At 69.0% G+C, this 22,963-nt stretch carries 18 protein-coding genes and 1 riboswitch; of the genes, 8 read left to right on the top strand and 10 right to left on the bottom strand.

The genetic code is table 11. The features are described from left to right. Nucleotides 1-33 precede the first annotated feature (33 nt). The 4 genes from AWC31_RS21500 to AWC31_RS21485 are packed head-to-tail and all read right to left on the bottom strand — an operon-like array spanning nt 34 to nt 3,597. Nucleotides 34-828 (bottom strand): ABC transporter ATP-binding protein, encoded by a 795-nt coding sequence (locus AWC31_RS21500; RefSeq protein WP_067848349.1) that lies wholly within the window; start codon nt 826-828, stop codon nt 34-36. After that, complete coding sequence (locus AWC31_RS21495) at nt 825-1,823, bottom strand: FecCD family ABC transporter permease (RefSeq protein ID WP_085146340.1); 999 nt, start codon at nt 1,821-1,823, stop codon at nt 825-827. The genes AWC31_RS21500 and AWC31_RS21495 overlap by 4 nt, the downstream gene beginning before the upstream one ends. A gap of 29 nt (nt 1,824-1,852) precedes the next feature. After that, a complete protein-coding gene (locus AWC31_RS21490; RefSeq protein ID WP_085146013.1) occupies nt 1,853-2,626 on the bottom strand; it encodes a class I SAM-dependent methyltransferase in 774 nt (257 codons plus the stop codon). Beyond that, nucleotides 2,623-3,597 (bottom strand): ABC transporter substrate-binding protein, encoded by a 975-nt coding sequence (locus AWC31_RS21485; protein ID WP_085146339.1) that lies wholly within the window; start codon nt 3,595-3,597, stop codon nt 2,623-2,625. Before AWC31_RS21485 ends, AWC31_RS21490 begins: the two co-directional genes overlap by 4 nt. Nucleotides 3,598-3,708: 111 nt before the next feature. Further along, a riboswitch (cobalamin riboswitch) is annotated at nt 3,709-3,895 on the bottom strand. 159 nt (nt 3,896-4,054) lie between these two features. On the opposite strand from AWC31_RS21485, the gene AWC31_RS21480 reads away from it, so the two are divergent. Then, nucleotides 4,055-5,143, top strand: a complete 1,089-nt coding sequence (locus AWC31_RS21480; RefSeq protein ID WP_085146338.1) for a methyltransferase — start codon at nt 4,055-4,057, stop codon at nt 5,141-5,143. Nucleotides 5,144-5,159: 16 nt separating this feature from the next. On the opposite strand, the gene AWC31_RS21475 is transcribed toward AWC31_RS21480, so the two are convergent. From AWC31_RS21475 to AWC31_RS21465, 3 genes are read right to left on the bottom strand one after another with little or no spacing between them, the layout of a single operon-like run. After that, nucleotides 5,160-5,780: a TetR/AcrR family transcriptional regulator gene (locus tag AWC31_RS21475; protein ID WP_067848364.1), complete on the bottom strand. Its 621-nt coding sequence runs from the start codon at nt 5,778-5,780 to the stop codon at nt 5,160-5,162. Nucleotides 5,781-5,796: 16 nt separating this feature from the next. Further along, the gene (locus AWC31_RS21470; protein WP_067848367.1) at nt 5,797-6,669 is read right to left on the bottom strand and encodes a MurR/RpiR family transcriptional regulator; all 873 of its coding nucleotides are present in this window, start codon (nt 6,667-6,669) and stop codon (nt 5,797-5,799) included. Between the two features lie 5 nt (nt 6,670-6,674). Further along, nucleotides 6,675-7,472 (bottom strand): class II glutamine amidotransferase, encoded by a 798-nt coding sequence (locus AWC31_RS21465; RefSeq protein ID WP_085146012.1) that lies wholly within the window; start codon nt 7,470-7,472, stop codon nt 6,675-6,677. Nucleotides 7,473-7,587: 115 nt separating this feature from the next. Between AWC31_RS21465 and AWC31_RS21460 the strand changes: the two genes are divergently transcribed. From AWC31_RS21460 to AWC31_RS21440, 5 genes are read left to right on the top strand one after another with little or no spacing between them, the layout of a single operon-like run. Next, entirely contained in the window at nt 7,588-8,907 is a 1,320-nt protein-coding gene (locus AWC31_RS21460) for a type I glutamate--ammonia ligase (protein ID WP_085146011.1), read from the top strand. A gap of 21 nt (nt 8,908-8,928) precedes the next feature. Next, complete coding sequence (locus AWC31_RS21455) at nt 8,929-10,422, top strand: APC family permease (protein WP_085146010.1); 1,494 nt, start codon at nt 8,929-8,931, stop codon at nt 10,420-10,422. Continuing rightward, entirely contained in the window at nt 10,419-11,714 is a 1,296-nt protein-coding gene (locus tag AWC31_RS21450; protein ID WP_085146009.1) for an aspartate aminotransferase family protein, read from the top strand. The genes AWC31_RS21455 and AWC31_RS21450 overlap by 4 nt, the downstream gene beginning before the upstream one ends. Beyond that, on the top strand, nt 11,701-12,879 hold the full coding sequence (locus AWC31_RS21445) for an amidohydrolase family protein (protein WP_085146008.1): 1,179 nt from the start codon (nt 11,701-11,703) through the stop codon (nt 12,877-12,879). The genes AWC31_RS21450 and AWC31_RS21445 overlap by 14 nt, the downstream gene beginning before the upstream one ends. Further along, the gene (locus tag AWC31_RS21440) at nt 12,876-14,330 is read left to right on the top strand and encodes an aminotransferase class I/II-fold pyridoxal phosphate-dependent enzyme (RefSeq protein WP_085146007.1); all 1,455 of its coding nucleotides are present in this window, start codon (nt 12,876-12,878) and stop codon (nt 14,328-14,330) included. Before AWC31_RS21445 ends, AWC31_RS21440 begins: the two co-directional genes overlap by 4 nt. 3 nt (nt 14,331-14,333) lie before the next feature. Here AWC31_RS21440 and AWC31_RS21435 read toward each other — a convergent pair whose 3' ends face one another. Beyond that, nucleotides 14,334-15,482 (bottom strand): glycoside hydrolase family 3 N-terminal domain-containing protein, encoded by a 1,149-nt coding sequence (locus AWC31_RS21435; RefSeq protein WP_085146006.1) that lies wholly within the window; start codon nt 15,480-15,482, stop codon nt 14,334-14,336. Nucleotides 15,483-15,622: 140 nt separating this feature from the next. Between AWC31_RS21435 and AWC31_RS21430 the strand changes: the two genes are divergently transcribed. After that, entirely contained in the window at nt 15,623-15,796 is a 174-nt protein-coding gene (locus AWC31_RS21430) for a DUF2613 domain-containing protein (RefSeq protein ID WP_018602702.1), read from the top strand. Nucleotides 15,797-15,830: 34 nt separating this feature from the next. Next, the gene (locus AWC31_RS21425; protein ID WP_085146005.1) at nt 15,831-20,018 is read left to right on the top strand and encodes an alpha-(1->3)-arabinofuranosyltransferase; all 4,188 of its coding nucleotides are present in this window, start codon (nt 15,831-15,833) and stop codon (nt 20,016-20,018) included. Nucleotides 20,019-20,333: 315 nt separating this feature from the next. On the opposite strand, the gene AWC31_RS21420 is transcribed toward AWC31_RS21425, so the two are convergent. Both AWC31_RS21420 and AWC31_RS21415 read right to left on the bottom strand, forming a co-directional pair. Then, the gene (locus AWC31_RS21420) at nt 20,334-21,275 is read right to left on the bottom strand and encodes a R2-like ligand-binding oxidase (RefSeq protein ID WP_085146004.1); all 942 of its coding nucleotides are present in this window, start codon (nt 21,273-21,275) and stop codon (nt 20,334-20,336) included. A 50-nt stretch (nt 21,276-21,325) separates the two neighbouring features. Then, nucleotides 21,326-22,927, bottom strand: a complete 1,602-nt coding sequence (locus AWC31_RS21415; RefSeq protein ID WP_085146003.1) for an MFS transporter — start codon at nt 22,925-22,927, stop codon at nt 21,326-21,328. Nucleotides 22,928-22,963: the final 36 nt, after the last annotated feature.

Here is a 22,963-nt window from a genome sequence, read left to right as displayed (position 1 = left end):
CGCCGAAGACACCGGATTTGCCAGGCGGCCACCTCACGGCCGCGGCGGCAGGAGGTGAACCGACGGCCGGCCGGCACCCGCCCCGTCGGCGATGACACGCGCGTCGACCCCGTAAACGGCCGAGATCAGCGCAGGCGTCAGCACCTCGGCGGGTACTCCCGCGGCAGCGACGCGACCTTCGGCGAGCACGACGAGCCGATCGCAGAACAACGCGGCCAGGGTCAGGTCGTGCAGGGTGACGACCGCGGTCACCGGCAGGTCACGGATCAGTGCGAGCAGCTCGAACTGGTGGCGGATGTCCAGGTGATTGGTGGGCTCGTCGAGCAACAGCTCGCGCGGTTCCTGAGCGAGCGCCCGCGCGATCTGCACACGCTGTTGTTCCCCTCCCGACAAGGTGCGCCAATCGCGGTTGCGCATATGCACCGTGCCGGTGTGGGCAAGCGCACGCTCGACCGCTGCGTCGTCGGCCGCGGCGTCGCCGGACCACACGCCGCGGTGCGGGATCCTGCCCAGCCGCACGATCTGCTCGACGGTCAGGTTGATGTCGGTGCTGACCTGCTGCTCGACGACGGCGATGCGTTGCGCGACCGTGCGGCGGCGGTGACCGGCAAGCGACCGGCCGTCGAGAAGCACCGCGCCGCCGCTGGGCCGCCGCAGCCCGGCAAGCAAGCGCAGCAACGACGATTTGCCCGAGCCGTTCGGCCCGAGCAGGCCGAGCGTCTCCCCCTCTCGCAGCACGAGCGACACTCCGCCGATGACGAGCCGTCCGCCGGCCGACCAGCTGACGGCGTCGGCCACGATCGGGCCCGCCTGCTGCTCGACACTCATCGGGGTCGCTTCCTGCGCGCGAGGATCAGCACGAAGATCGGCACGCCGACCAACGCGGTCACCACACCGACCGGCAGTTCCTGCGGGGCGAACACGGTGCGTGCCGCGGTGTCGACCCAGACCAGAAAGATCGCACCGGCCAGCGCCGTGACCACGAGCAGCCGGCGATGCGCCGGACCGACGATGATCCGCGCCGCATGTGGCAATACGAGCCCGACGAACCCGATCGCGCCCGCCGCGCTGACCAGGACCGCGGTCAGCAGCGCCGTCGTGGCCAGGAGCAGAACCCGCACCCGCATGACCGCCACCCCGAGCGAGGCGGCCGCGTCGTGACCGAATGCGAACGCATCCAAGGCGTCCGACTGCGTCCAGCAGATGACGAGTCCCAGCGCGCACACCGCACCGCACAGCGCAACCTGATCCCAGTTGGCCCCGCCGAGCGAGCCGAGCAGCCAGAACAACACACCTCTGGTCTGCTGGGCATCAGCGGAGGAGAACACGATGAACGAGGTGATCGCCGAAAAGAGTTGAGTGCCTGCGACTCCGGCCAGCACGACCCGATCCTGTCCGCCACCCGCGGCGGCCGCGAGGATCAGCACGAGGACGAACGCCGTCAGCGCCCCGGCGAATGCACCGGCAGACAGGCTGAGCGCACCGCCGATGCCGGTGATCACCACCAGCACCGCTCCGGTCGAGGCGCCGGATGAGATGCCGAGCATGAAGGGGTCGGCGAGTGGGTTGCGCATCATCGACTGCAGAACCGCGCCGCAGATCGCCAGGCCGGCACCGCATATCGAGGCCAGCAACGCGCGTGGCAGCCGCAGCTCCCAGACGATGCCATCGTCGATCGGCGCCACCTCGGCGGCGTGGTTCCAAAGGTGTTGTGCAATAACGGCGTAAACGTCACGCACACCGAGTTCGGCGGGTCCGATGAGGATTGCGGCCATGATCGAGAGCAGCAGACCGCCGACAGCGATCGGTACGAGCAACAGCATCCCCGGGTTGCGCAACGCCGGTTTGGCGCTCACTTCACGCCGAGCACGACATAGTCGTCGAGCAGTTGCCACACCGTGCCCACCTCGGCGAAACCGGCTTGGGCGAGCGCCGACAAGTGGAAGTCGACGGCGGTAGACGGCGGGTCGGGACGCTCGGCGAACCGCTCGTCGCGAACCGCCGCGAGCGCGGCAGCGCCCGGCTGGGCCCGTGCCGCCTGCCACCACCGGTCCCAGCTCAGTGCGCCGGAGCGGTGAGCGCGCCGCTGAGTCGCTTCGTCATGTGCGGCGGAGAAGCGACCGAGCGCCGGTGATCGGCGGTCGAAGCGGAAATGGTCGCCGTTGAGCAGGATTCCGCCGGTGCCGAGCAACGCCGCGGCGGCCGAATAGACCCGTAGCAGGGTATCGGGCATGAGCCAGTGCAGGGCCGTCGTCGACACGAAGGCATCAGGCGCACTGCCGCCGAGCCCGCCGGCGACGAGAGCCGGCCAGTTCTCGTCAGCGAGATCGGCGTCGAGGACCGTCACCCGGTCCCCGTAGACCGGCCGCAACGCCCGGGCCGCGATGTCGAGCAGCAGCGGGTCGTGGTCGACGGCCACGACCCTGGCGTTCGGCAGCGCATCGAGCACTCGCCTGGTCAATGACCCTGGCCCGCAAGCCAAGTCGACGACGACCGGGCTGTCGCCGCACGCGAGTTCCAACAACTCCACCGTGATGCGGAACCTGCCCTCGCGGTCGGCGATATAGGCCGCCTGCTGCTCGTCCCACGATGCCAGAAGCGCGGCCGCGGATTCGGCGCCGCTCATTTGCCGACCACCCCGAGCGTGCGCAGCCCGGCCGCGACAGTCTCGATCGCATCGACAGTGCGCAGCGACGGGTCCATCGCGGTACCCGGCAACACGATCCACCGGCGTTCCCGCACCGCGGTCAACCGTTTGGCGGCCGGATCTGTTTCCAGGAACCGGATCTTGGCGGCCGCACTGTCGCCGTCGTCACCGCGGGTGAGGTCGGCGAGGATGAGTACGTCGGGATCGCGTTCGAGGATGGCCTCCCACGAGATCTCGGGCCACAGTTGGCGATTGTCGGCGAATGCGTTCCGTGTTCCGAGTTCGGTGGTGATGATGCCCGGCGCACCGCAACAGCCCGCGATGTAGGGAGTCTTGGTGCCCGCGTACCACCACATCACCGTGACGCCGTCGGCCTTGAGCCCGTCGGCCGCGGTGGCCTTCCGGGCACGCAGCGACGAGATCAGCTGATCGGCCCGATCCTGGACGCCGAATATCTTTGCCACATCGGCAATCTCCGCGTACATGTCATCGAGCGTGAGCGGCCGCTGCTGGGCGGCGTCCTGCCCACCGCATTCGCTCGACGATTGATAGGTGGGCACGCCGAGACTCTCGAAGCGGTCCCGCGGGGCCACTCCCTCGTCGGTGAACGACCAGTCGAACGTCGCGTACACGAAGTCGGGCTTCTCCTTCAGAACACGTTCGAACGACGGGAAATCGCGACTCAGCACCGGCACTTTGGCGTTCTCGGCGGCAAGCTCGGGGCGGACCTCGTCGCTCCACGATGCGCTGCCGACCATGCGATCGGCCAGTCCGAGCGTCAACAACAGCTCGGTGGCCGGCTGATTGATCGAGACCGCTCGTTGCGGCGGAGCTTTCACCGTCACCGTTCGGCCGCAGTTCTCCACGGCAACGGGATAGCCAGCGGTGTCGCCGCCGGACGAGGTGGTGGTCTTGCCCGCCGATGAGCCGCACCCGGCCAGCAGCGACATGGCAAGTAGCAGAACGGAAATGGTGCGCGTGCGCTCAGACACGACGAGACCTTTCGATCCGGGACCCGATCGCGGAGTCCGTCCGATGGGCGGACCTCGCGCCGCAACCCGGCGACGAGGCCCGAGCCAGCAGGTCTTCGGACTCGGAATCATCCAGGCGGAGCGCCTTCCCAGCCCCGTCGAGGGGCCAGTGGCCGTTGCTCCGCCTGTCCTCCATACCGCTGCGCGTCAGTTCCGGATTCGCACCGGATTCCCTGACCCAATCGGGTTGGGTACGACTGGCTCGACCGGACCATACCAGCGCGCCGGATCGGGTGGGCGCCTCGGCGGCGCAGGTGGACACAAAGGGCATCAGCACGCGTTAATGATAATCATTTTCATTAAGGCGTTGAACCCCACCCCCTGGCAACTTTTCCGTCCGGCCGCCAAGACACCCGCGCTGCCCTACATTCATCCGGTGACTACCGCCAAGGTGCCTCCCGTCGGGCTGGTCCGCGCAACCGAACGCGTCCGCCATCACCTGCGCAGGCTCTATCAGCGCACGGCCCCGCCGCCCGCCGTGATGCTCGAGTTGATCCTGTCCGCCTGGGTCGCACAGGGCATCACCGTCGCCGCGGAGCTCGGAGTCGCCGACGCGCTGGCCGGCGGTCCGCTGCGCCCGGACGAGCTGGCCCGCCGGGTCGGCGCCGACGCCGATGCGCTGGACCGGCTCATGCGGGCACTGGTCAGCGAGGGGGTGTTCCGGCGCACGCGCGACGGACGCTACGCACTCAACGCGCTCGCCGACAGCCTGCGCAAGGACGCTCCGGTGTCGATCGCGGGGATGGCCCGGTTCGTGGGTTCACCGCAGCATCGCGAGCATTGGAGCCACCTCGGCGACGCCGTACGCACGGGCGAAGCCGTCATCCCCAAGCTGCGCGGCAAAGAGGCCTTCGACTACATCGGTTCCGAGCCCGAACTCGGCGCGATCTTCAACGACGCCATGACGAGCATCTCGGAATTGGCGATCGCCCCGGTGGTCGCGGCTTACGATTTCGGACGCTTCGCCACGATCGCCGATGTCGGCGGCGGGCACGGCCGGCTGCTGTCGGCCATCCTCGAAGCGACTCCGTCGGCCAGGGGTCTGCTCTACGACCTGCCCCAGGTCGTCGAAGGCGCCCCGGAGTTGCTCGGCAGGTGCGGCACCGCGGAGCGGGTACAAGTGCTGCCCGGGTCGTTCTTCGAACGCGTACCCGAGGGGGCCGACGCCTACATCTTGAAGAACATCATTCACGACTGGCCCGACGAACAGGCGCTGACGATCTTGCGCAACGTGCGCGCCGCCGCAGCACCGGGAACCACACTGTTGCTCATCGAGGGCGTCATCCCCGACCACGACCGCGAATTCATCGGCAAGTGGACCGACATGGAGATGCTGATCGGTATCGCGGCCCGCGAGCGTACCGAGGCCGATTACCGCAAGCTCTATGAGCAGGCCGGGTTCCGGCTGACCCGGGTGGTGCCGACGGCATCACCGTTCAGTTTGGTTGAGGGACAGGCGGTCTGACCGCGCCGCGATTGTCCTACCCCGCGGCGCGGTCCGGGTTGGCGTCCGACGGCGTGCCCTTCAAACCGCGCCAGAACAGGTTGATCATCAACTCGGCGGCCTCGTTGACATCGGCGTCGCCGGTGCTGACCCGGGTCGCGATGGCCTCGCCCGCACCCACCAGCGCGACGGCCATCATCTCGAAGTCGCTGTCGGGCTGAGGATTACGGGTGCCCGTACTCAACAGCCTGGCGACCAGGTCGATGATGCGCTCGCGGCCTTCGCGCACGGTGTGCGCGAATGCCTGTGAGCTCGTGGCCTGCGTGTAAAGCACCATCCAGGACGCGCGGTTGGTGTCAATGTAGGTCAGAAACGACCGCACCGCGTTGCGCAGCAGGTCCTTCGGGCTCTGGGTGAAATCGATCTGGCCGCGCACGACGTCGACGAATCGGGTCAGCTCACGGTTCAGGCAGGCCCCGAACAACTCCTCCTTGGAGCCGTAGTACAGATACAGCATCGGCTTGGAAATCTCGGCCTCGGCGGCGATCGCGTCCATCGAGGTCTCGTGATAACCGTTGACCGAGAACATCTGTACCGCGGCATCGAGCATCTGCTGTTCGCGCACCGCGCGCGGGAGCCGCTTCGTTCCACCAGCCATCCGAACAGGGTATCTGTCAGGGCAGCAACTCCGTACGCCGTTGCTCTTCCCACAGCGCCATGCGGGTGCGTGCGGGTTCGCCGACGGCGTCCATGACGAGCGGGATGAGCAGCTCGGTCAGCAGGAATCCCGCCGCCATGCTCTGGTAGGTCGTGCCCACGGTGCTCGACGCCGCGAGCACCACCTCGGCGTCGGGCGCGACCGGGCAGGCCAGGTCATCGGTGATGAGCAGCACGGTAGCGCCGGCCCGGTGCACGCGGCGGGCCAGGACGGCGGCGCTTCGCTCATAGCGGTGATAGTCGAACAACACCAGCACGTCGGTGCGCGACAGTTCCAGCAATGCACCGAGGTCGCGCCCGGTCGGGTCGGTGAGCACCCGGACGCCGGACCGCAACTGCTCGAGATGGGCGGCCAGGTGGACGGCCAGCAGCTGCGAGAACCGGCCGCCGTGCAGGTACAGGGTCCGGCCGGTGTCCGCGAGCAGCGCGACCGCGGCCTCCAGCGCGGATTCCGGCAGCATCGCCAGAGTTTCCGCGGCCCGTTCGTTCTGCGCGCGGGCCTGCTGCAGCAGGCGGTCGAGCATGCTGCCCGCGGCCGGGGCGTCCGGGAGCCGGGTGATCGGCCCGCTCGATCTGGCCGACAGCTCGGCACGCAAGGCGACCTGGAGATCGGCGAATCCCTCATAGCCGAGGGACTGTGCGAACCGCAGCACGGTCGGCGGGCTCACCTCAGCCCGTTCGGCGAGCCGCGCCGCGCTGGCCAGACCCGCGCTCGGGTAGTCGGCGAGCAACGCCCGTCCGACCCGCCGTTCGGCCTTGCTCAGTGTCGGCAGTGCTGCCGTCGCACGCGCCTCCACCGTCGGCTCGGCGTTTGCGGAATCCTCGGACACGCTTCTCAATCTGCCATGACCGGCACCGAAGTCATCGACAAGTCACCCATCGAGATTGCGGTGACGCTCTCGGGCGGCAACGGCTGCCAATCCAGATCGCCGAATCCGGTGGACCCAACCACGAGCGTGCCGTCGGCGGGGCGGGCCCACCGCAAAGCGAAGTAGTCCTCGAGGTGCTCGGTCGGCAGCTCGGCGGCCGTGATCTCCTCGACGTCCTCATCGGGCAGAAAACTGTGCGCGTGGGCGTGCACGGCGATCAACTGCCCCTCGCCGAGCAGGAGCGCATTGAGGCTCGCTTCCCGGTAGATCGGCCGCAACTGCGCCACCGCACGCCGGACCGCCTCGGCCAGATCGGGTGCGGTGCGGCGATGCTGCCGGATGACGCCGAAGTAGCGCTCGCTGTCGGTGGTACCCCGCAACGACGCGGCGATGTCTGGCTCGAGCATGTCGTCGAGCGGGCTGGCCGGCTTGATGGATCCGTTGTGCGCCATGGCGATTCCGTCCACGACAAAGGGATGCGAGTTCTGCGGTTCGACCGCCAGCCCGTTGGTGGCCCAACGCAGGTGCACCATGCTCGCGAGCGCGGGCGGGCGCCGCACCGCTGAATCGAACGCGGGATCGTCGAGCGCGCTGCCCGCCGACACCTCCACGTCGGGAACATCGCCGGCCTGCTCGACCCTGGCGATACCCCAACCGTCGCCGTGCACGCGCGTCAACGCGACGAAGTCCTTGAGGACGTGGGCGCCGACCGCGTCCGAGACGGAAATCGGTGTCGTCGACACCACGCCCAGCAGTCGGCACATGGATTCGCCCCTCCCCGCCAAAAATTTAATGAATCGAACCTATAGCGCTCATATTAAAGAATATGAAACATTTATGACATAGCGTGCTCGCAGACTCGGAACGTCAGGAGGACCTATGCCGGCAGCCATCACGCCACGTATCGACGAACTGCGCGCCGAAGGCGTCGAGATCGTGGCCGGATCGCTGACCGACCTGGCAGGCGTCACCCGCGCCAAATACGTCCCGCTGCACCGCCTTTCGGCGTTCGAACAATCCGGCATGGGGGTCTCGCCGTCGTGGAGCGTGTTCTGCGTGGACAGCGGCATCGCCTTCACCCCGAGCATCGGCGTGGTCGGCGACCAGCGGATCCGCATCGACCCGGCCGACCTGCGCCTGGTCGAGGAGAAAGTCGCGTGGGCCCCGGCGAGCCTGTACGACCAGCAGGGCAATCCGGCTCCGCTGTGCACCCGGTCGTTGTTGGCGGACACCGAACGAGCCGCGACGGACCGCGGCCTGACCGTCCTCGTCGGGGCCGAACTCGAATGCACGATGCTCGCACCGGACGGTGGGCACGCCACCACGGCCAACTGGTCGCCCTACGGCATACGCACATCGCTGGACAAATCGGCTTTTCTCGTCGACCTCAACGCCACAGCCGCCCGCGCCGGCCTTGCCGTCGAACAACTGCACACCGAGTACGGCCACGACCAACTCGAGGTGTCCTTGGCGCCCGCCACACCGGTGGCCGCCGCTGACGCAGTCATCCTGGCGCGCATCGTGATCGGCCGGGTCGCGGCCCGGCACGGCATGACGGTCTCCTTCTCCCCCGTGCCGTTCGCCGGCGAGGCGGGCAACGGCGCGCACCTGCACCTGTCAGTGGCCGACGACACCGGCCCGCTGCTGTCGGGCGGCGACGGACCGCACGGCATGAGACCGGCCGGATGCTCGGCCGTCGCGGGCGTGCTCGACGGCCTGCCCGATCTGGTCGGGGTATACGCCGGTTCGGTGATCTCGGCGGCGCGGCTCAAGCCCGGCAACTGGGCGGGCGCGGCGAAATGCTGGGGGCTGGAGAACCGGGAGGCGGCGGTGCGGTTCATCGCGGCGACGCCGGGAAATCCGCACGGCGCCAACGTCGAACTGAAGATCATCGATCCGAGCGCCAACCCGTATCTCGCCGCGGCGGCCCTGCTGGGCAGCGCACTGCGCGGCATCGACAAAGACCTGCGACTGCCCGCCGAGGTCACCGACGATCCGGCCAACAGTGAAGCCAGACCGCTACCGGCCGATCACCGCACGGTGATCGAGCTTTTGGAATCCTCGGCCGTCGCCGCCGAACTCCTGACGCCCGCGGTGGTCGAAGGACTGGCGGCCGTGCGGCGGCACGAGCTCGTCACCTACGGCGACCGCCCACCCGCCGAGACCTGCCAGGCCCTGCGCCTGGCGTGGAGCTGCTGACCCACCCGAAGGAGACTCTCGATGACCACCAGCGCCACACCGGAATCCGATCAACTGCCGCACCGGCGCCTGCCGTTCTGGGTGGCGCTGGCACTGTCAGTCGCCACGGTCGGCCCGACCCTGGCCATGTCGGGAAACGGGCAGGGACTGATCGGCACCGTCGGCAAGGCGATCCCGCTGGTGTTCTTGATCGGCCTCATCGGGGTCTCGCTGGTCGGCTACAGCTTCGTGCGGCTGACCCGTCATCTCAACCACGCCGGATCGGCCTACGCCCTTGTCGGCGGCACCGTCGGGCCGCGCGCCGGATTCTTCTCGGGCTTCGCGATGCTCGGCGCCTACGTCGGATTCTCCATCGGAACCCTGGCATTGACAGCGGCTTTCACCAACGCGTTCATCGCCCAACTGCAACCGGCCAGCGACAACCCTTACCAGTTGCCCTGGTTGGTGGTCGTGGTGATCGGTGCGGTGATCTCGTTCGCACTGGCCGGTCGTGACATCAGGCTGCTCGCCAAGATCCTCCTCGGCATCGAGGGCATCGGCATCGTCGCGATGGTCGTGCTGGTCGTCGTGATCTTCGCGCGCGGCGGCGCCGAGACCACCGGAATCGACTTCAGCGTGTTCTCGTTCTCCGGCGGCGGTGTCTCGGCCGCGGCCGTGCTCAGCGGTGTGGTCGCCGCGTTCCTGTCCTGGGCCGGATTCGAGGCCTGCGCATCGATGGGCGAGGAGACCGACAACCCGGGCCGCAACATCCCGCGCGCGCTGGCCGGCACGCTGATCCTGACCGGAGTGCTGTTCGTCGTCGTGATGTTCGCTCAGGTCATCGGATTCGGCACCGACGAGGCTGGGCTCGCAGCATTCCAGAGCTCGGGTAACACGTTGGGCGACTTGGGCTCAAGCTACATCGGGCAGTGGTTCTCGCTGCTCATCATCTTCACCGCGACCGTCGCGGCGTTCGGCTGCCACATGGCCACCGCCGCGACGTCGGGCCGCATGCTCTATGCGTTCGGCCGCGACGGCTTCGGCCCGAAGTCCTTGGCGCACATCCACGAAGCGACGGGTGGCCCGCGGCGCGCCTCGTGGCTCGTCGTGGGGCTGGCGCTGGTGATCAACCTGATCTGCGGTGCGATCGGCTGGCCCGACATGGGCACCGGTAACGATGCGATCGACACCTACTTCCTGTTCGCGGTGGCCGGTTCGGTGTGCCTGATGGTGTGCTACCTGCTTGTCGAGATCGCCGCGGCGTGGTTCGTCGGCGCACCCAAGTTCGTCGACGTGCACGGCGGCCATGGCAAGGTCCTGGGCCTGGCGCTGCCGCTGCTGGGTGCGGTGGTGATCGCGGTGGTGTTGTGGTTCAACGTCAAGGACGCCGAAACCTGGACCGCGGCACCGCTTTTGGGGCTGTACTGGTGTGCGGTCGGTCTGGTGATCGCGTTGGCCGCCTCGGGGATCGCCAAACGTGTCGGTGAATCGTTGACCGCCGAGCTGGCGCTCACACCGCCGGTGGAGGTGCGGTGAGCACGCTCTACGAGCGCGACGAAGCCGTCATCGCCGGGGTCGAGAAGCTGCGGTTCTTCCCGTTGGAGGTGGTTTCGGGGCACGGCTGCACGCTCATCACCCCCGATGGCCGTGAACTGCTGGACCTGTCGGCGACGTGGACGGCGTCGGGGTTGGGGCACGGGCATCCGGCTGTCGCGGACGCGGTCAGCCGGGCCGTGCGCACCGCGCCGGGCGCCGGTGGCCTGGCGGCAGTCCATCCGGACTCCGTCGGCCTGGCCGAGGATCTGCTCGCCCTGGTGCCGGGAACCGGTGAGCGCCGGGTGTATCTGGGCCACGCCGGATCCGACGCCAATGACGTCGCCCTGCGGGCCTGCAGACACGCGACCGGACGCCGCACCGTGCTGGCATTCGAGCACAGCTACCACGGCGGTGTCGGCGTCGCGATGGGCGTATCGGGCGTGCACGTCGACGCGGGCGTGCCCGCGGACGCCGACGTGGCATTCCTGCCCTATCCCAACCCGTTCCGGCCGGCTCGCGATGAGGTCGGCGCCGACGTCGCGGCCTGCCTCGACCTCGCCGACCGGCACATGGCGACCGGAACGGTCGCGTGTCTGATCGTCGAGCCGATCCTGTCCGATGGCGGGCTCGTCGTGCCGCCCGACGGGTTCCTCGCCGACCTGCACGAGGTATGCCGACGCCACGGAGTCCCGTTGATCTGCGACGAGGTCAAGATGGGCCTGGGCAGGCCGGGCACGCTGCACGCGTTCGAACACGACGGCGTCGTCCCCGACATCGTCACGTTCGGCAAGGTGCTGGGCGGCGGATTGCCGCTGTCGGCGGCGGTCGGACCTGCCGCACTGCTCGACGAGCCGGCCGCTTCGGCACTGTTGACCACCGCCGGAAACCCCGTCTGCACCGCGGCCGGTCGCGCCGTACTCGCCACGATCGTCGGCGAGCAGCTCGCCGAGCGCGCGGTGAAAGTCGGTGCGGTACTGCAGGATGCGTTGCGCGCGGTCGACAGCGACGTGATCGGCGACGTGCGGGGCCGTGGACTGGCGATCGGGCTGGAACTCATCGATCCCGCGACCTGGGACCCCGATCCCCGGCTGGCCGCCCAGGTGTCTTACCGGGCCTGGGAGCTCGGCGCGGTGGTCTACTACGTCGGAGGCAATGTCCTGGAGATCACGCCGCCGCTGATACTGAGTGAAGAGCAAGCCGTGCGGGCCGCCGAGATCCTCGGTTCGGCCATCGACGACGCGGCAGCGGGAAAGGTCGACGCAGAGGAGGTCGCACGATATGCCGGATGGTGAATTCGCGGGCTCACCCATCGATGTATTCGACGGCGTCGGATCCGCCGTGCCCGCCGAACTTGCCGACCACCTGCGCACCGTCCGCCTCGTCGACCACCATGTGCACGGGACGTTCGACAAGCCGGTGGACCGAGCCGGGTTCGAGGCGTCGATCAACGAGGGATCCACCGATCCGGTACCGGATTTCATGACGCAGTTCGACTCCCCGCTGGGGCTGTCGATACGGCGTTGGTGCGCACCGGTTCTCGGCCTGCCCGCCCATGCGGGCGCCGACGAGTACTGGAAACGCCGCAGTGAGCTCGGCCCCGACGAACTGTCGGAGCTCATGCTGCCGTTGGCAGGCGTCGAGCGCTGGGTCGTCGACACCGGCTTCCAGGGCGATCTCATCACCACCCCCGAGCGGCTGACCCAGCTCAGCGGACGGCCATCCTCGTCGATCCTGCGGCTCGAGCGCTTGGCCGAGGAACTGCTCGAGGACGGAACGCGCCCCGAGGACTTTCCCGACGCGTTCCGCGCCGCGCTGGCCGACGCTGCCCCGGGCACCGTGGGTACCAAGACGATTGCGGCGTACCGTACCTCGTTCGACATCGACTGGTCTCGCCCGGCCGATGCGCAGGTGGTCGAGCACGCCAGGGAACTCGCCGGGCGGGACACGCTGCGGCTCGACAGTCCGGTGCTGATCGCGTTCGGTGTGCATGAGGCCGCCGCGCACGGCCTGCCGATCCAGGTGCATGTCGGGTTCGGCGACCGCGACCTCGACCTGCACCGCACCGACCCGATGCTGCTGCTGCCGTTGCTGCGCACCATGACACCGGTTCCGGTGCTGTTGCTGCACTGCTATCCGTTCCACCGCAAGGCCGGCTATCTCGCGCAGGCGTTCGATCACGTGAATTTCGATGTGGGACTTGGTATCAACTATCTCGGTGTGCGGTCGACGGGCCTGGTGGCCGAAGCCCTGGAGACCGCGCCGTTCGCCAAGCAGCTGTACTCGTCGGATGCGTTCGGCCCGCCCGAACTGCATCTGCTCGGCTCGGTGCTGTGGCGGCGCGCGATGGGGCTGGTACTCGGTGAGTGGGTGCGCGCCGGGGACTGCACCGAGGCCGACGCGATCCGGATCGTCGACATGATCGGGGTACACAACGCGAACCGGGTGTACGCGTTGTGAACCACGAGGCCGCACCGTTGTTCGAGGCGCTGCGCCGGTTCGTCGAACGCGACCAGGCGCCGTTCTACAGCCCCGGCCACAAGGGCGGACGCACACTCGACCCGTGGTTCCGCGATCACATTGCCGCCGTTGACCTCAACAACCTGCCCGACACCGACACCCTGCACTGTCCGGAGGGCCCCATCCTGGCGGCCGAGGAACTGATCGCCGACGCGTGGGGTGTCGGCGCGAGCTTCATCCTGGTGCAGGGCTCGACGAGTGGCAACATCGCCATGGCGCTGTCGGCACTGGCACCCGGCGAACCTGTTCTGGTGCAACGCAATGCGCACAAGTCGGTGCTCGCGGGCCTGGTGCAGGTCGGCGCCCGGCCCGTCTGGCTCGAGCCTCGCTGGGACGGTGGATTCGGCGTCGCACACGGGTTGGACGCCGACGTGGTCGAACGGGCGTTCGCCGAGACCGGCGCGAAAGCGCTGTGGGCACTGCACCCGACGTACTACGGCACCACCGCCGACATCGAGGCGCTCGCGTCGCTGTGCCGGCGCTTCGGCGCCAGACTTCTGGTCGACGGGGCGCACTCGCCGCACTTCGCGTTCCATCCCGAACTGCCGGTGGCGGCCGAGCGGGCCGGCGCGAGCGCGACCGTGCAATCGGTGCACAAGATCCTGTCAGGGCTCAGCCAGGCCGCGGTGCTGCACATCGACCCCGCCGAACTCGATCCGGCCGCCGTGCGCCGCGCATTGCAGCTGATCCAGACCACCAGCCCGCATTTCGCGATCATGGCGTCGATCGATCTGGCTCGCCGCCAGATGATGGTGAACGGGCGCGACATGCTCGACGCGGCGTTGGATCGGGCCAGACGCGCCGCGACCCGGCTGGCCGCGATCGACGGCCTGCGGGTACTGCGGCCCGGTGACGCCACCGGCGCGCACACCGGCTTTCACGGACTGGATGAGACCAAACTGCTCATCGGCACCCGCGGCCTTGCCGCCGACGCACGCGATCTCGTCGCGCGGCTCAACAAGGTGCACGGCGTCCAGCCCGAATTGAGCGGGCCGGGCCACGTGCTCTGCATCTCGACCATCGGCAACACCGACGCCGACATGGACCGGCTGGTGGCCGGCTTCACCGAGGTGGCGCAGTGGTCGGGCCGCAGCGCCGGGCCGGCCAGCGCCGACGACATGTTGATCGCCGACCTGCTGGCGTTTCGCGCCGACACGGTGCTGACCCCGCGTGAAGCGTTCTTCGCCGACGCGGGCGCGGTGCCGTTCAGCCAGGCGACCGATCGCATCGCGGCCGAGGCCATCACGCCCTATCCGCCGGGCATTCCCCTCGTCATGCCCGGTGAACGTCTGACGGCCGAGGTCGTCGACCTGCTGACGGCGCTGCGTGCGGCAGGCAATCCGATCAGCGCATCGGACCCGGAACTGGGCACCGTCACCGTCGTGAAGTGAGCGTCAGCCGCAGCGGATCCCGCCCTTGGCGGCCGCCACCCGCTGCAGTGACGCATCGACGGCGGCCTGGCTGAGATCGCCCGCGGCCACCGCCTGCTCCAGCCCGTCGAGAACCGCGGGCACCTCGCCCGTGGTGACCCACAGCGCGTTGTCGGCACCGGCCCGCAGGGCACGCAGAACAGCGTCGGCCACGCCGTAGCGCTGGTTGATCGCGGCCATGCTCGACAGGTCGTCGGTGTAGACGACTCCGTTGAAACCGGGGCCGCCGTAACCGCCGGAGCGCAGCAGTTGGTACGCGGCGGGGCTCAGGCTGGCCGGGTCTCCGCCGGTGAGCCCGGGCACCTGCATGTGCCCGACCATGACGGCCACCGGCGCGGCGGTGGTCAGGGTCTTGTACGGGACGAGGTCGTTGTTCTGCAGATCGGCGAGCGGCGGCGTGGTCACCGAGCCGGTGTGCGAGTCACCCGAGGCGTGGCCGTGACCGGGGAAGTGCTTGAGGACCGGAAGCACCCCGGCATCGCGCAGTCCACGGGCGTACGCCCCGGCGTACTCGGTCACGACAGCCGGATCATCGCCGAACGACCGGTCACCGATCGCGGCGCTGTTCGCGGAGACGTCGACGACGGGCGCGAAGTCGACGGTGATGCCGAGGCCGCGCATGGCCCGGCCGCGCTCGAGCGCGATGCCGTACACCTCGTCGGCGGTGCGGGTCTGAGCAAGGTCGCGAGCCGAGGGCTGGCTGCCGATGAGCGACGACAGCCGCGATACCCGACCGCCTTCCTCGTCGACGCTGACCGAAAGCGGAAGTGGTCCCGAGTTGGCGACGATGTCGGCAAGCGAACCGTCGGTGAGCATCGACAGGTCGGTCCAACTGCCGACCATGATGCCGCCGACATGCTGATTGGCGACGATCGCCCGCGCGTCCGCAGCGCCGGTGACTCCGACCGTCAGCAGCTGCGCCAGCTTGTCACGCACCGGCAGGCTCGCCAGATCACAGCTCTGCGGCGCGGCGGGCAACGGCTCATTGGTCGCCACGGGCTGCATGGCCGGCGGCTCGGTCGTGGGTGCGGGCTGCGGGCTGCTCGGCGAGGAACAGGCCAGCAGCAGTCCGGACATCGCTACGAACGTCGCGAGGAGGCGCGGTGAAGCCATGGGGCCTGACCCTAGCCGGTGGCGAGGCGGTAATCGATCCCCTGCGTGTCGCACCGGGACCACTCACCGGCGGCCGGAACGCCGGAACACCCGCTCGTCAGTGGCCTCGATCACTATCGTCAGCGTGCTACGTTGGCCGGGTGAACCGGTTCGTCGTCCCCTCCGCCGCCAGCATCGTGGTCGGCCTGCTCCTGGGCGCGGCCGCCGTCTTCGGTGTGACGCTGATGGTGCAGCAGGATACGAAGCCTCCGCTGCAAGCGGGCGATCCGGCGTCATCGGTACTCAACCGGGTCGAGTACGGCGACCGTACTTAACCCGGCCCCGCCGCTCTCGCGGCGCTGGCTGTGGGTGGTCGCTGCGGCGACACTCGTCCTGACTTTCGCCCAGTCGCCCGGACAGATATCACCCGATACCAAGCTCGACCTCACCGCGAATCCGATGCGGTTCCTGGCTCGTGCGTTCAACCTGTGGAACAGCGACCTGCCGTTCGGCCAGGCCCAGAACCAGGCCTACGGCTATCTCTTCCCGCACGGCACGTTCTTCCTGGCCGGTGATCTGCTCGGCATCCCCGGCTGGGTGACGCAGCGCCTGTGGTGGGCGCTGTTGTTGACCGTCGGGTTCTGGGGTGTGCTGCGGGTCGCCGAGGCCCTCGGCATCGGCAGCCCCAGTTCGCGGGTGCTGGGGGCCGTCGCGTTCACGCTGTCGCCGCGCGTCCTGACCACCCTCGGCGCGATCTCGTCGGAGACGCTGCCGATGATGCTGGCGCCGTGGGTGCTGCTGCCGGTCATCCTCGCGTTGCGCGGCACGCATTCGGTGCGGCTGATGGCCGCGCGTTCGGCGGGTGCGGTCGCACTGATGGGGGCGGTGAACGCTGTCGCGACCCTGACCGGATGCCTGGCCGCGGTCATCTGGTGGGCGTGCCATCGGCCGAACCGGCTCTGGTGGCGGTTCACCGCGTGGTGGGCGTTGTGCTCGGTGCTGGCCATCACGTGGTGGGTGGTCGCGCTGGTGATGCTGGGCCGCATCAGCCCGCCGTTCCTCGATTTCATCGAGTCCTCGGGCGTCACCACGCAGTGGATGTCGTTGACCGAGATGTTGCGCGGCACCGACAGCTGGACGCCGTTCGTGGCGCCCAGCGCTACCGCGGGCGCCTCGCTCGTGACGAGCACGATGGCGGTTCTGGCCACCACGCTGATCGCGGCGGCCGGTTTGGCCGGGCTCGCGCTTCGCTCGATGCCCGCGCGCGGCCGGTTGATCACGATGCTGTTGATCGGCGTCGTGTTGCTGGCGCTCGGCTATTCCGGAGGCCTCGGCTCGCCCGTCGCGCTGCAGGTTCAGGCGTTCCTCGACGGCGCGGGCACGCCGCTGCGCAACCTCGCCAAGCTCGAGCCGGTGATCCGGTTGCCGCTCGCGCTCGGACTGGCGCACTTGCTGGGCCGGATCCCGCTGCCGGGCAGCGCACCCCGCCCGGTGTGGCTTCGGGCATTCGCGCGCCCGGAGCGCGACAAGCGGATCGCGGTGGCCATCGTGGTGCTCGCCGCGCTCGCGGCGGGCACCTCACTCGCCTGGACCGGCAGGCTGACCCCGCCCGGCACGTTCACCGCGATCCCGCAGTACTGGCACGAGACCGCCGACTGGCTCGACGAGCACAACACCGAACGCGGCCGCGTGCTGGTTGCGCCCGGTGCGCCGTTCGCCACCCAGGTGTGGGGTAACAGCCATGACGAGCCGCTGCAGGTTCTCGGTGAGAGCCCGTGGGGTGTGCGCGATTCGATACCGCTGACACCGCCTGAGACGATTCGCGCCCTCGACTCGGTGCAGCGGTTGTTCGCAGCCGGCCGCCCGTCCGCCGGCCTCGCCGATACGCTTGCCCGCCAAGGTATTTCATACGTCGTCGTGCGCAACGACCTGGATCCGGACGTGTCGCGATCCGCCAGGCCGATCCTCGTGCACCGGGCTATCGAAGGCTCACCGGGGTTGTCGAAGGTGGCCGAATTCGGCGATCCCGTGGGCCCGGGAACCCTCGAGGGATTCGTGGCCGACAGCGGACTGCGGCCGCGTTATCCGGCCGTGCAGATCTATCGTGTCGACACCGGCGGATCGAATCCGGCAGCGCCCTACCTGGTCGACGCCGACGCGATGACGCGCGTCGCGGGCGCCCCGGAGGCGCTGCTGCGCCTCGACGAGCGACGCCGGTTGTCGGCAAAGCCGCCGCTGGGTCCGATGCTGCTGGCCACCGACGCCCAGCGCGCCGGTCTACCGGTGACCGACGTGGTGGTCACCGACACTCCGACCGCACGCGAGATCGACTACGGCCGCGTCGATGACCACGCGTCGGCCATCCGCACGCCGGACGATGCGCGCCACACCCACAATCGGGTGCCCGACTATCCCGCGGGTGGCGCCGATCCGGTCTACGGCGCCTGGACCGGTGGGCGACTGTCGGTGTCCAGTTCGGCCGCGGACTCCACGGCCCTGCCCAACGTCGCACCGGCCACGGGACCTGCGGCAGCCATCGACAGCGACAGTTCGACCGCGTGGGTGTCCAACGCGCTGCAAGCCGCCATCGGCCAATGGCTGCAGGTCGATTTCGATCATCCCGTCACCAACGCCAGCATCACCATCACGCCGAGTGCCACCGCCGTCGGTGCGCAGGTGCGCCGGATCGAGGTGGCCACGGCGACCGGCACCAGCACGCGCCGGTTCGAGACCGCGGGCAAGCCGATGACGATTCCGCTGCCGGTCGGCGAAACACCCTGGGTTCGTATCACCGCGGTGGGCACCGACGACGGCTCGGCCGGCGTGCAGTTCGGCATCACCGATCTGGCGATCACCCAGTACGACGCCTCGGGCTTCGCCCATCCGGTCAACCTTCGCCATACCGTCGAGGTACCCGGCCCGCCAGCGGGTTCGGTTGTGGCGCAATGGGATCTGGGTACCGAACTGCTCGGCCGGGCGGGTTGCGCGGATAGCCCGGTGGGCGTGCGCTGCGCGGCCGCGATGGCGCTGGCCTCCGAGGAACCGGTGAACCTCAGCCGCACCCTGACCGTCCCGGAGGCCACCGAAGTGCAACTGACGGTGTGGATACGGGGCAGGCAGGGGCCCAAGCTGGCCGATCTGGTCGCTCAGCCGGGCACCACCCGAGCGTTCGGCGATGCCGATCCGATCGACATCCTGGGTTCGGCCTATGCCGCCACCGACGGGGATCCGCGGACATCGTGGACCGCCTCGCAGCGCGTCGTGCAGTTCAAGTCGCCACCGACACTGACGCTGAAACTGCCGGCCCGCACCGAAGTCGGTGCCCTGCGCATCGATCCTGGTTCGACGCAGCCGCCGGCGCATCCGACCCTGGTGGCGGTCGATCTCGGCGACGGCCCGCAGATGCACGAACTGCCGGGCAACGGCGAGACGCAGACACTGACGCTCAAGCCCAAGGTGACCGACACCATCACTGTCTCGCTGTTGGCCTGGAACGACATCATCGACCGCACGTCACTCGGGTTCGATCAGCTCAAGCCGCCTGGGCTTGCCGAACTGACCGTGCTCGACGGGCGCGGCAAGCCGGTCGGCGCTGCCGACGCCGCGGCCAACCGCGAACGGGCCGTGAGTCTTCCGTGTGGGCAGGGCCCGATCATCGGCGTCGCCGGGCAGTTCATCCAGACGTCGGTGAAGACGACAGTCGGCGCGCTGCTCGACGGCGACCCGATCCCGGCGCAGCCATGCCGCAGCGAACCGGTGGCCCTGCCTGCCGGGCAGCAAGAGCTTCTGGTCAGCCCGGGTGCGGCATTCATCGTCGACGGCGTGGTGCTGTCCACCCCCCTGGCCGACGAATTGCGCACGGCTACAACCACTCCCGCTGATGTCGCGGCATGGTCACCGGACCACCGCGAGGTCCGCGTCGGTGCGGCGCCCACCCAGCGAGTGCTGACGGTGCCCGAAAGCGTGAACCCGGGCTGGACCGCCCGAGACGCCGAAGGCAATCGGTTGACGCCCGTGACGGTGAACGGGTGGCAGCAGGGCTGGCTGATCCCGGCGGGGACCGACGGCACGGTGACGCTGTCCTTCGGCTCGAACACGCCGTACCGCGTCGGCCTGATCGGAGGCCTGGCGCTACTGCCACTCCTGGCACTGCTGGCGCTGTTGCCGGTGCGGCGGCCTGCGCCCGCCACGGAGCCCGCCCGTCCGTGGCGCCCCGGCCCATTGATCGCGGGAGCGGGAGTGCTGGTCGCGGGCGCCGCGGTCTCGGGCCTTGCCGGCCTGGCCGTGGTCGGCGCGGCGATCGGTGTGCGGCATCTCTTGCGCAACCGCGCACGCTGGCGTGACAACGTCACCGTCGGCGCGGCGGCGGTCGGGTTCATCCTCGCCGGGGCGGTTCTGAGCCAGAACCCGTGGCGGTCGGTAGACGGGTACATCGGGCACTCCCCCGGTGTGCAGTTCCTTGCCCTGGTCTCGGTGGCGTTCTTGGCTGCCTCGGCCGTGCCACCGTGGCGTAGCCCCACCGGCAAACCCGGTCCGCAGGCGCCCAGCGAACTTTGAAGCATGCGGTGCAGCCCCATACACCGGGGCTGACCAGGTCTGTCCGTTGTACCGGTTGACAAGGCAGGTACCCGATACCTACGGTACTGACGCACACCGTTAACGCCGGCTTCAAGGTTTGCTACATGGGGGAGGCCCTGAGCCGGCCGCGACGGCGTGTAGGCAGATCCAGGAAGTTGTTCACCCGCGCAGGCGGGAGGCGGTGAATTAGCTGGATCCGGGCGGGTTGTGCACGCCCGCGTGCACAAGGCTGTGGTGTCGGCGGCGGAGGGGTTCGCCGACACCACAGCGCGCTCGCGTGCTGCGTAGACAAGATCACGCCGAGGCCGCCAGGGCTCGCTCGTCCTCGTCGGCAAAGGTGTCTTCGAGTTGCAGCGGGGAATAGTCGACATCGATCTCGGCGAGCGGCCGGCCACGGGCACTGCCGATCGTGCCGAACCGCCGCATCCCCTTGTCACTGGAGTACTGCAGGAACTCGTCTTCTTCGAGCCCGAACGGGATGTCGGGGGCGTAGAGGGCGAACCCTTCCTCGGTCAGACGCAACGCCAGCGGGATCAGCTCGGTCATGCGGGTTTCGAACACCGTCCAGTTGGCATCGTCGGCAGCGACGTGCCGCCGGCACGTGAACGTGCCCCAGGCCATATGCCGTCGCTCGTCGTCACCGATGCGCCTGACCAACTCCTGCATACCGGGAAGAATGCCGCGATCGACGCAAATCTTGTGCCACGCATAGTATCCCGTGAGCGCCAGCATGCCTTCCACGACGTGGTTGTAGACGACCGAGGCCCGGACCTGCGCAGCGGGCGATGGGTCGGCCGTCAACGCGGTCAGCGCATCGGGCAGCTCTTCGCAGAAGATCTGGCGGTAGGCCGGGACCTCGTCGAGATAGCTGTGCAGATCCTCGGTGACGCCGACCGCGTCGAGCCACATCCGAAACACCTGAGTGTGTTTGGCCTCTTCGAACGCGAACTGCGTCAGGTACATCTCGTCGCCGAGTCGGCCTTCGGCGCGCATGGCACTCATGAACGGCTGGATGTCCTTGGTGACGGCCTCCTCGCCGGCGATGAACTCGGCACACAGGCGGCTGGCGTACTCGCGTTCGCGCTCCGTCAGCGCCTCCCAGTCCGCGCGATCGCGCGAGAAGTCGATGTCCGCCGGATTCCAGAATTTCGCGTTGCCTCCGGCGAACAGCTTCAGCGGCAGGCTGTTCCAGTTGAGGCCACCCGCGCCGAGTGAGCCGAATTGTGTCCGAGTCATGAGGTCGACCTCCTCCGGGTCCGCCCGCCCCCTTTGTGGTACACCTCACACTAGCGTCTCTTCACCGCGATCAGATGTTGTGAGACGGGCTCGCCCTCGATGTAGCGTTCGACGGCTTGCTCGACCAGCAGATCGTGACCGGTCAGGCGGGTGTGGTGCTGGCGTAGATGCTCGTCCCACGACCGCACCACGAACGCCTCCACGAACGTGGCGGCCTGTTCGCCGCTGCGGAACAGTTGCCACTGCGCCGCGCCGGTCCGCTGCCGGGACCGGCCGAGTGCCGCCATGGCGGTGAGGAACTCGGCTTCCTGCTCCGGTTCGACGCGGTAATAGGTGAGCACCACGACGGGACCGTCCGGTGGCTCCGGCTCGAACACCAGTGCCGGTTCGGGCCAATGGGCCGACGGTGTGAGATCGAGGTCGCCGGTGCGCGCGTGCAGCGGCCACCACAGCGCCGACAGCGCGCACACCGCCATCAACGCCGCGCTCACCAACAGGGCGGTGACGCTGCCCGCAGCCCCCGCGACGAAGCCCCAGACCAGCGAGCCGATCGCCTGCCCGCCCATGAAGACCAGCTGATACACCGACAGCCCGCGCGCCCGCACCCAGGCAGGCAGACTCAGCTGCATCGAGGCGTTGAGTGTCGACAGCGCCAACAACCAGGCAGCGCCGCCGACAACCAGCGTCGCCATCACCACGGCCACCTCGTGCACCAACGCGAGCACCGTGGTGGCGATGCCGAATCCGATGGCCGCGGCGACCAGCAGGGTGTTCTGCCCGAACGCGGCCTGCAGCCGCGACAACACGAACGCGCCGAGCACCGCCCCGACACCGAGCGCACCCAGCAGCAGTCCGTAACCGGACGACGACAAGTTCAGCTGGTTCTTCGCGATCACCGCGAGCAGTCCCCACAGGGCACTGCCGGGCACGATGAACAGCACCGCACGCAGGAGGATCCGCCGGATGATCGGCGAGCTCCGGATGAACCGTCCGCCTGCGCTCAGCGCGGCCAACGGCCGTTCGGCGGGAAAGAGCTGTTCGGCGGCGGGGCGGCGCCACATCACCAGCACGGCGACGATCCCGACGAACGACACCGCGTTGAGCGCGAACACCAGCGTCGACCCGGACAGCGACACCAGGGCGCCCGCGACCGCGGGCCCGATCGCGCGCGCACCGTTCATGCTCATGCTGCCGAGCGCCGCGGCGGCCGGAATCTGCTCGCGCGGAACGAGGTCCGGCTGGATGGCTTGCCAGGCGGGCGCGGTGAGGGCCTGCCCGCAGCCGATCAGGAACAGCAGGATCAACAGCACCGTCGGGGTGGCGAGGCCGGCACCGGTGAGCGATGCGAGCGCTGCCACACCCGCGGCCATCGCGCCCTGGGTGGCGATCAGCAAGCGGCGCCGGTCCACCAGATCGGCGAGCACACCGGACGGCAACGCCAACAGCATCACCGGCAGCGTGGTGGCGGTCTGGACCAACGGGACCAGGACGGCGGCGCGCGGATCGGCGACGAGCATCCACTGTGCGCCGACCGTCTGCATCCAGGTGCCGAGATTGGACACGAACTGCGCGATCCACAACGCGCGGTAGATCGGTGAGGCCAGCGGCGCCCATGTCGAGGTCGCCGGCGCCCGCGGTGTCGGAGTCGTCATCGGCCACCCCCGTGTCGAGCCACCGACACGATGTTG

It is taken from the genome of Mycolicibacterium wolinskyi (assembly GCF_002101965.1).
Classification (GTDB): domain Bacteria; phylum Actinomycetota; class Actinomycetes; order Mycobacteriales; family Mycobacteriaceae; genus Mycobacterium; species Mycobacterium wolinskyi.
This window is presented reverse-complemented; position numbering and strand designations above follow the sequence as displayed.